Source organism: Actinoplanes sp. NPDC048791 (genome assembly GCF_040650095.1).
In the GTDB taxonomy this organism is placed as follows: Bacteria; Actinomycetota; Actinomycetes; order Mycobacteriales; family Micromonosporaceae; genus Actinoplanes.
Genome location: NZ_JBEZGQ010000311.1, coordinates 1 through 8,289 on the forward strand (window position 1 = coordinate 1; position 8,289 = coordinate 8,289).

The 8,289-nt window shown below is 71.4% G+C and carries 8 protein-coding genes; 2 read left to right on the forward strand and 6 right to left on the reverse strand.

Annotated features, from left to right (window positions below; genetic code table 11):
- Window positions 1–58: 58 nt before the first annotated feature.
- A complete protein-coding gene (locus tag AB0C29_RS22295) occupies window positions 59–1,207 on the reverse strand; it encodes a GH12 family glycosyl hydrolase domain-containing protein (RefSeq protein ID WP_360823106.1) in 1,149 nt (382 codons plus the stop codon).
- Window positions 1,208–1,516: 309 nt separating this feature from the next.
- Here AB0C29_RS22295 and AB0C29_RS22300 point away from each other — a divergent pair, with 309 nt between their 5' ends.
- Window positions 1,517–1,867 (forward strand): Lsr2 family protein, encoded by a 351-nt coding sequence (locus AB0C29_RS22300; protein WP_360549429.1) that lies wholly within the window; start codon window positions 1,517–1,519, stop codon window positions 1,865–1,867.
- 70 nt (window positions 1,868–1,937) lie between these two features.
- Here AB0C29_RS22300 and AB0C29_RS22305 read toward each other — a convergent pair whose 3' ends face one another.
- Genes AB0C29_RS22305 through AB0C29_RS22315 form a run of 3 tightly spaced genes read right to left on the reverse strand, consistent with a single transcriptional unit; the run spans window position 1,938 to window position 5,478 of the window.
- The gene (locus AB0C29_RS22305; protein ID WP_360823109.1) at window positions 1,938–4,007 is read right to left on the reverse strand and encodes a xanthine dehydrogenase family protein molybdopterin-binding subunit; all 2,070 of its coding nucleotides are present in this window, start codon (window positions 4,005–4,007) and stop codon (window positions 1,938–1,940) included.
- Window positions 4,004–4,993, reverse strand: coding sequence for a xanthine dehydrogenase family protein subunit M (locus AB0C29_RS22310; RefSeq protein ID WP_360823112.1), 990 nt, complete (start codon window positions 4,991–4,993; stop codon window positions 4,004–4,006). The genes AB0C29_RS22305 and AB0C29_RS22310 overlap by 4 nt, the downstream gene beginning before the upstream one ends.
- Complete coding sequence (locus AB0C29_RS22315) at window positions 4,990–5,478, reverse strand: 2Fe-2S iron-sulfur cluster-binding protein (RefSeq protein ID WP_360549435.1); 489 nt, start codon at window positions 5,476–5,478, stop codon at window positions 4,990–4,992. Before AB0C29_RS22315 ends, AB0C29_RS22310 begins: the two co-directional genes overlap by 4 nt.
- A gap of 59 nt (window positions 5,479–5,537) precedes the next feature.
- Here AB0C29_RS22315 and AB0C29_RS22320 point away from each other — a divergent pair, with 59 nt between their 5' ends.
- On the forward strand, window positions 5,538–6,614 hold the full coding sequence (locus AB0C29_RS22320; RefSeq protein WP_360823115.1) for an NAD-dependent epimerase/dehydratase family protein: 1,077 nt from the start codon (window positions 5,538–5,540) through the stop codon (window positions 6,612–6,614).
- A 60-nt stretch (window positions 6,615–6,674) separates the two neighbouring features.
- Here AB0C29_RS22320 and AB0C29_RS22325 read toward each other — a convergent pair whose 3' ends face one another.
- Window positions 6,675–6,980, reverse strand: a complete 306-nt coding sequence (locus AB0C29_RS22325) for a hypothetical protein (protein ID WP_360823118.1) — start codon at window positions 6,978–6,980, stop codon at window positions 6,675–6,677.
- Between the two features lie 102 nt (window positions 6,981–7,082).
- On the reverse strand, window positions 7,083–8,289 hold a 1,207-nt coding region (locus AB0C29_RS22330), incomplete at its 5' end, for an EAL domain-containing protein (protein WP_360823121.1).

The window sequence follows — 8,289 nt, forward strand, 5'->3', positions numbered from 1 at the left end:
CGCGCTCGGCGAGAGCCCGGTCACCGTCGGATCCATGACAGACAGTTACTTGCTGTGCTTACTGTGGAACCTTGTGCGAGGCCCTGGTGCAGGCCGACCCGTTGAGGGTGAACGCGGACGGGCTGGCGAAGGAGCCGCTGTAGGTGCCCTGGAAGCCGAACGAGGTGCTGCCGCCGGCCGGGATGCTGCCGTTGTGGGCCGAGTTGCGGGCGGTCAGCGCGCCGCTGGTGCCCGACAGCGTGGCGTTCCACGAGTTGGTCACCGCCTGGCCGCTCGGGAGGGTGAAGCCGAGGGTCCAGCCGTTGAGCGCGCTGTTGCCGGTGTTGGCCACGGTCACGTTGGCCACGAAGCCGTTGCCCCACGAGTCGGCCGAGTAGGTGACCCGGCAGCCGGCGGTGCCGGCCGGCGGGGTGGTGGGCGGCGTGGTCGGGTTGCCCGGGTTGCTGCCGCCGCCGTTGACCGCGGCCGAGAAGTTCGTGACGGCCAGGCCGGTGCCGCCGATCCACGGCTCGAAGCCCGCCTGGATGCTGGTCAGATACCACGAGTTGGTGATCGCGCCGCGGTTCTTCACGTCGTTGATGAAGTCCAGGACGCTGAAGTTCCAGCTGGAGATCGCCGACGGGGCCACGTACGAGATGACGTTGTTGGAGCCGTTGCTGCCCTGCCAGACCTGCCAGGTGCGCCCGCCGATGGTGGTGTTGCCCACGACCGAGCCGATCGGCTGGATCGAGCCCTGGCGGTTGAACCAGATCATGATCTCCATGGCGTTGACGCCGTCGCGCTTGGGCGTCGGGTCGAGCCAGATGTCGTACGCCGCGTCGTAGGTGGCGCCGGAGACGTAGTTGTAGCTGATGCTGCTGGTCGCGCTGCTGATCGAGCTGACCTGCATCGGCAGGTTGGTACCGGGCGAGCAGTTCGTGTAGTGGCAGCCGACGAAGATGGCCGGGTAGGACACCGGCGCGCCGCTGGTGCTGCCGACACCCTGCTGACTGGTGATGGCGAAACCGGTGCTGGTGACGTTGATGCACTGCTGGGCCGAGGTGCCCCAGCGGTTGTTCATCACGACGTAACGGCCGCCGATGGTGGTGGAGCCGTACTGCTCGCAGATCTGCGTGTCGGCGCTCGCGGGACCGGCGACCACGAATGTCGTGATCGCGCCCGCGGCGAGCAGAGCGGCGGCCGTGACGGCCCGGATGACACGTCTCATGACTGCTCCTGGTGGTGGGGATGCCCCGGGGAGGGGGCGGCGTGGGAGCGCTCCCACGCAACGTACAACACATTGACAGGCGTGAGAAGTGTTGCGGAGAAGTTTCGTAAAGTTCTCCGCGCCGGTGGCCTGCCCAGCCCGGGTGCGGCGGCCCATTGGCCGGCGGCACGGCGGTCCGGACCGGGAGAATGGGACGGATGATCTGCGCGACATGCAGGGCGGACAATTTGCACACGTCGGCACGGCCGGACAGAATGAATACGCAGGAATTCTCATAGACAATGGCACCGTCCCGGGAGCAACCACATCATGGCCAAGCAGGTAATTACCCTTCTGACCGATGACCTCGACGGCGGCGAGGCCGACCGCACCGTCGAGTTCGGACTCGACGGTGTGAACTACACGATCGACCTGTCGGAGAAGAACGCCGGCAAGCTGCGTAAGGCGTTGGACCCCTACCTCGCGGTGGCGACGCGGGTCGGCCGGTCCGGTGTCGAGTCACGTTCCGCCCGCCGCGGTGGCGCCCCGGCGAGCACCGGCCGGGCCAGCCGCGACCAGAATCAGGCCATTCGGGAGTGGGCCGGTAAGAACGGCTACGAGGTCTCCGAGCGGGGCCGCATCCCGAGCTCGATCGTCGAGGCGTACCACAGCAAGCGATAGCTCCCGCACGGCAAATCGGCGCCGCCCGGTGGGCGGCGCCGATTTGTGCTTAAGGATGGTTAAGGCGTTCTCAGCCCAGGTACGGCAACAGCTTGTCCAGCCGCACCGGCAGGTCCCGCACCCGGATGCCGGTGGCGTGCCGGACCGCGTTCACGATGGCCGCGGGTGAGCCCACGATGCCGATCTCGCCGATGCCCTTGCTGCCCATCGGGTTGACCGCCCGGTCGTCCTCAGGGAGCCAGGCCGCCTCGATGGACTCGATGTCCGCGTGCACCGGCACGTGGTACTCGGCCAGGTCGTGGTTGACCCAGTCGCCCATCGCCGAATCCAGCACGCCCTCCTCGTGCAGGGCCATGCCCAGGCCCATCGTCATGCCGCCGATGAACTGGCTGCGGGCGGTCCGCGGATTCAGGACCCGGCCGACCGCGTACATGCCGAACAGGCGTGACACCCGGACCTCGCCGGTGTCCGCGTCCACCCGGACCTCCGCGAAGTGCGCGCCGTACGCGTGCTTGCCGTCCTTCTCCTGCTGCTGCACCTCCTCGGTGCTGTCGTAGACCGCCTCGTCGTTGCCGGAGCGGCGCAGCTCGCGGCAGGCTCCGGTGACCGCCCAGCCCCACGAGGCGCTGCCGGACGATCCGCCCGCCACCGACGCCTTGGGCAGCGTGCTGTCCCCGATCCGGACGCGGACCCGGTCGACCGGCACCCCGAGCTCGTCCGCGGCGATCTGGGTGAGGATCGTCCGGGCGCCGGTGCCGATGTCGGTGGCGGCCACCGCCACGTCGTACCGGCCGTCGGGCAGGGCGCGGACCCGGGCGGTCGAGGGCTGCGCCATGGTCGGATAGGTCGCGCCGGCGACGCCCAGGCCGACCCACCAGTTGCCCTCCCGGCGGCTGCGCGGCCGGGGATCACGGTCGGCCCAGCCGAACCGCTCGGCTCCCTCGCGCAGGCACTGAAGGTACTGCCGGCTGCTGAACGGGACGCCGGACTCGGGCTCGACCCGCGGCTCATTGCGAACGCGCAGCTCGATCGGGTCCATGCCGAGCTCCTCGGCGAGCTCGTCCATCGCGCACTCCAGGCCGACCATGCCGGGCGCCTCACCGGGGGCCCGCATCCAGCGCGGGGTCGGCACGTCGAGGCGGAGCAGGCGATGGCCGGTGTGCCGGTTCGCGGCGGCGTACATGTGCCGGGTGGCGACCGTGGTCTGCTCGGCGAACTCGTACAGCCGGGAGGTGTGCTCGACGGCCTCGTGGTCGATGGCGGTCAGCGTGCCGTCGCGCTCGGCGGCCAGCCGGATCCGCTGGATGGTCGGCGTGCGGTGGCCGACCATGCTGAACAGGGCCTGGCGGGGCAGGGCCAGCTTCACCGGCCGGCCCACCACCCGGGCACCCAGCGCGGCCAGCACCGCGTTGGGGCGGGCCGAGCCCTTGGATCCGAAGCCGCCGCCGACGTGCTCGGTGATCACGTGCACCCGCTCGGCGGGCAGGCCGAAGACGGCGCCGACCGCACCGGCCACGCCCGGCGGGTGCTGGTTCGAGTCGTACAGGACCAGGTCGTCGCCCTGCCACAGGGCGATGGTGGCGTGCGGTTCCATCGGGTTGTTGTGCAGCGCCGGGGTCCGGTAGGTCACGTCCACCCGTACCGGCGCGGCGGCGAAAGCCTGCTCCACGTCGCCGGAGCGGGTGTCGGCCGGGAACGCCGGGTTCACCTGCTCCGGGGAGTAGATCTCCGGGTGGTCGGCGGTCAGCAGGGTGTCGTGCGGCTCCTCGGTGATCTCCAGTCCGATGACCTGCGCGGCGCGCCGGGCGGCTTCCAGGGTGCGGGCGACGACCAGCGCGACCGCCTGACCGCGGTAGCTGATCCGCTCGGACTGCAGGACGGCCAGCTCCGGGTCGTCGGGCTGCTCCAGCCGCGGGGCGTTGCCGTGCCAGAGGACGGCGAGCACATCGTCGTCCTCAGTGGTCGGATCGACGATGACGGCGTCGAGGGTGCCGCGGGCCACGGGCGACTGGACCACCCAGGCGTGGGCGACGTCCTCCACCGGATACTCGGCGGCGTACCGGGCCGCGCCGGTGACCTTGGCCGGGCCCTCGATCCGGCCGAGCGGGCGGCCGACGGCGGGTGCGGTGGTGGCGGTCATCGGGCGGCTCCCGTCAGGCCGGTCAGCGTCGCCGCGACCAGGTTGCGGATCAGCGTGACCTTGAAGGCGTTGTCGCGCAGCGGTTCCGCGGCGGCGAGTTCGGCGTCCGCCGCGGCCAAAAAGGACTCACGGGTGGCGGGGCGGCCGAGCAGGGCCTGCTCCGCCGCGTACGCCCGCCAGGGTTTGTGGGCCACGGCGCCGAAGGCCAGCCGTACGTCGTGCACCACGCCGTCCTCGGCGTGCACCGCCGCGGCCACCGACCCCACCGCGAAAGCGTAGGAGGCCCGGTCCCGGGCCTTGCGGTACGCGGACACCCGGGCCGCCTCCAGCACGGGCAGGTCCACCGCCGTGATCAGCTCCCCGTGCCGCAGCACGGTGTCGACGTGCGGGGTGTCGCCGGGCAGCCGGTGCAGTTCGTCGAGCGGGATGCCCCGCTCGCCGTCGGGCCCGGTCACCCGCACGGTCGCGTCCAGGGCGGCCAGCGCGACGGCCATGTCGGACGGATGGGTGGCGACGCAGTGCTCGGAGGCGCCGAGGATCGCCAGATTGCGGTGGTCACCGTCGCGGGCCGGGCAGCCGGTGCCGGGCGCGTGCTTGTTGCACGGCTTGGTGGCGTCCATGAAGTACCGGCAGCGGGTGCGCTGCAACAGGTTGCCACCGGTGGTGGCCATGTTGCGCAGCTGCCCGGAGGCGCCGGCGAGCAGCGCTTGGCTCAGCACCGGGTACGACCGGCGGACCTCCGGATGCGCGGCCAGGTCGCTGTTGCGCACGCCGGCGCCGATCCGCAGGCCGCCGTCGGGCAGGGTGGTCACCTCGTGCAGCGGCAACCGGTTGATGTCGACCAGCACGTCCGGAGTGGCCACACCGAGCTTCATCAGGTCGACGAGGTTGGTGCCCCCGGCCAGGAAGGTGCCGCTGGGCGCACCGGCCAGCAGGGCGACGGCCGAGGCGACGTCGTCGGCGGGTGCGTACTCGAATGTCCTCATCGGCCGGACGCCTGCGCGATGGCCGGGACGATGTTGGCGTAGGCGCCGCAGCGGCACAGGTTGCCGCTCATCCGCTCGCGGATCTCGGCATCCTCGAGGCGCACGTCGTCGCCGCGGGTGACCGCGCTGGGCCAGCCGCGGGCCACCTCGTCGAGCATGCCCACCGCGGAGCAGATCTGCCCGGGCGTGCAGTAGCCGCACTGGAAGCCGTCGTGATCGAGGAAACCCTGCTGCACCGGGTGCGGCTCCTCCTCGGTGCCCAGGCCTTCCACGGTGGTGATCCGGGCGTCCTGCTGGCTGATCGCCAGGATCAGGCAGCTGTTCACCCGGCGGCCGTCGAGCAGGACGGTGCAGGCGCCGCACTGGCCGTGGTCACAGCCCTTCTTGGCCCCGGTGAGGTGCAGGTGCTCGCGCAGAGCGTCCAGCAGGGTGGTGCGCGGGTCGAGGTCGAGCGTGTGCTCGACGCCGTTCACGACGAGATCCATGGACGGTGCCTACCCGCGGTCCGGTGGTTCAACCGCGGCCCGCCGGGTACCAGCACACGATGCGAGTGGTGATCGTCGGAGCGACCGGCAACTCAGGCACGGCCCTGCTCCGCCGGCTGCGGAACGAGCCGGGCGTCGATCTCACCGGGGTGGTCCGCCGCCTGCCGCCCGGGGTCGAGCCGTACGACGCGGTGGAGTGGCACTCCTGCGACATCGGGGCTCCGGGCGCCGCGCAGCAGCTGACCGAGATCTTCCGGGGCGCCGACGCGGTCGTGCACCTCGCCTGGCAGATCCAGCCCAGCCACGACCAGCGGCTGCTGTTCCGCACCAACGTGCTGGGCAGCCGGACGGTGGTCGAGGCCGTGCTGCGCGCCGGGGTGCCGACGCTGGCGTACGCCTCCTCGGTCGGGACCTACGCGCCCGGCCCGAAGCACGCGTTCGTCACCGAGGCCTGGCCCCGCACGGGTGTGCTCGGTTCCTCCTACAGCCGGCACAAGGCGCTGGTCGAGGGTCTGCTGGACCGGGTGGAGTCGGATCACCCGATGCTGCGGATCGTCCGGCTGCGGCCGGGGCTGATCTTCCAGCGGGACATCGGTACGGAGATCGGCCGGTACTTCGCCGGCCCACTGCTGCCCGCGCGGCTGCTGAAGTCCGGGCGGATCCCGGTGATCCCGTCGCATCCGGGGCTGCGGGTGCAGGCGGTACACGCGGACGATGTGGCTGACGCGTACGCCCGGGCTCTGCTGGCCGATGTGCGGGGCGCTTTCAACGTGGCCGCGGGTCCGGTGCTGGATCCCTCGGTCGCGGCGGCCGCGTTCCGGGGCCGGGAGGTGCCGGTGCCGGGCTTCGTCCTGCGCGGCGCGGCCGATCTGAGCTGGCGGTTGCGGTTGCAGCCGGTCGACGTGGGCTGGGTCCGGCTGGGGCTCAAGGCGCCGCTGATGTCGTGCGACCGGATCAAGGCGGAGCTGGGCTGGCGGCCGCTGGTGGACGCGGTGCACACCCTCAAGGAGCTGGTGGCCGGCCTGGCTGACCGGGCCCACACAGACAGCCCGCCGCTGTCCGGCGATCCCGCGCTGCCGGGCCGCCTGGGCGGGGTCCTGCGCGGCCGGCTGCCCGGCTCGGGCAACCCTTACTGACCCGCAGCGGCAGGCCCGGCTGCCGAAGCCTCCGGGCCTGTCGGAACACCGTATGGCGGGTCAGCGTCGGCCACCCCCGGTGCTGATGATGACCACGCCACCGCCACCGCCACCGCCACCTCCGCGGTAGCGGTAGCAGTGCCGGCGGCGGTCGTCGCGGCTCGGAGTGCGAGCGCTCCAGTCATCGCCGTCGTCCCAGTCGTCGTACCAGTTGTGGTGCCAGGGGAACCAGTGGCCGTTCGATTGGTACCAGCAGTGCCGCCGATGATCGGGGGCGGAGCCGGTGGCGGAGGCGGGGGCCGCGATAGCGAGGCTGGAGCCGGTCGCCAGCAGCACACCGGCGAGGAGCAGGCCCGGACGTCGCATGGTTTGTCCTTTCAGGGTCGGTTCGATGAACACCCGAAAGTCTTTCGCGTTGGTTCCGGGCCCGAGGGGGCTTCCGGAGAAAAATCAAATGCAGTGGAAAAGTCAGGCCACAGCGAGCGGCAGCGGGTTGCGCAGCCAGGCCAGCGCCTCGGTCGCGTCCAGCGGCGCCGAGTAGTAGTAGCCCTGCCCCAGCGGACAGCCCAGCTGGGCCAGGATGAGCCGGTGGGTGGCGTCCTCGATGCCCTCGGCGACCACGGTCAGATTGAGCGTGCGGGCCAGGCTCACGATGCCCGCCACCAGCGCGAGCTGCTGCTCGCTGCCGACCATGTCGTCGATGAAGGTCTTGTCGATCTTCAGCACGTCGATCGGGCGCTGCCGTAGGTAACCCAGCGACGAGTAGCCGGTGCCGAAGTCGTCGATCGCGATCCGCACGCCGAGCTCCTGCAGCACGGCCAGATCAGCCCAGATCTGCTCGTCGTCCCCCATCAGCAGGGTCTCGGTGATCTCCAGCATCAGCGCCCGGGCCGGCACCCCGGCGTACTCCAGCGACGCCTTGACCTGCTCGACGAAGCCGGACTGGCGGAACTGGCGGACCGAGACGTTGACCGAGACGTACGGCTGGCGCGCGCGCGGCAGGATGCGCCGCCACTGCGCGACCGTGTGCAGGGCCTGGTCGAGGACCCAGCGGCCCATCGGGACGATCAGCCCGCTCTCCTCGGCCACCTCGATGAACTCGTCCGGCGCGATGATCCCGCGCTGCGGATGGTGCCAGCGGACCAGCGCCTCGAAGCCGACCGCCTCGTCCGTGGCGAGATCGACGATGGGCTGGAACTGGAGCAGGAAGTGGCCCTCGTTGACCGCGTGGTCCAGCGCCGAGCGCAGCTCCAGCCGCTCCACCATCGCGCTGTGCAGGTGCGACTGGTAACGCCGCCACTGGTTCTTGCCGGCGCCCTTCGCCACGTAGAGGGCCAGGTCGGCCTGCCGCAGCAGCGCGTCGGCGGTGTCCGCCTCCGGCGTGGTGGTGATGCCGATGCTGGCCACGGCCTGCAGCGACCCGCCGTCGACGATGATCGGCTCGGACAGCGCGGCCAGGATCCGGGTGGCCGTCTCCTCCACCGCCCCCGGGTCCTGCACGTTCTCCACCAGCGCGGCGAACTCGTCGCCGCCGAGCCGGGCGGCCGTGTCGTCGGCCCGCAGCGCGCCGGCGATCCGGCCGGCCACCGCGATCAGCAGCTGGTCGCCGGTCGCGTGGCCCAGGGTGTCGTTGACGACCTTGAAATCGTCCAGGTCGATGAAGAGCACGCCGACC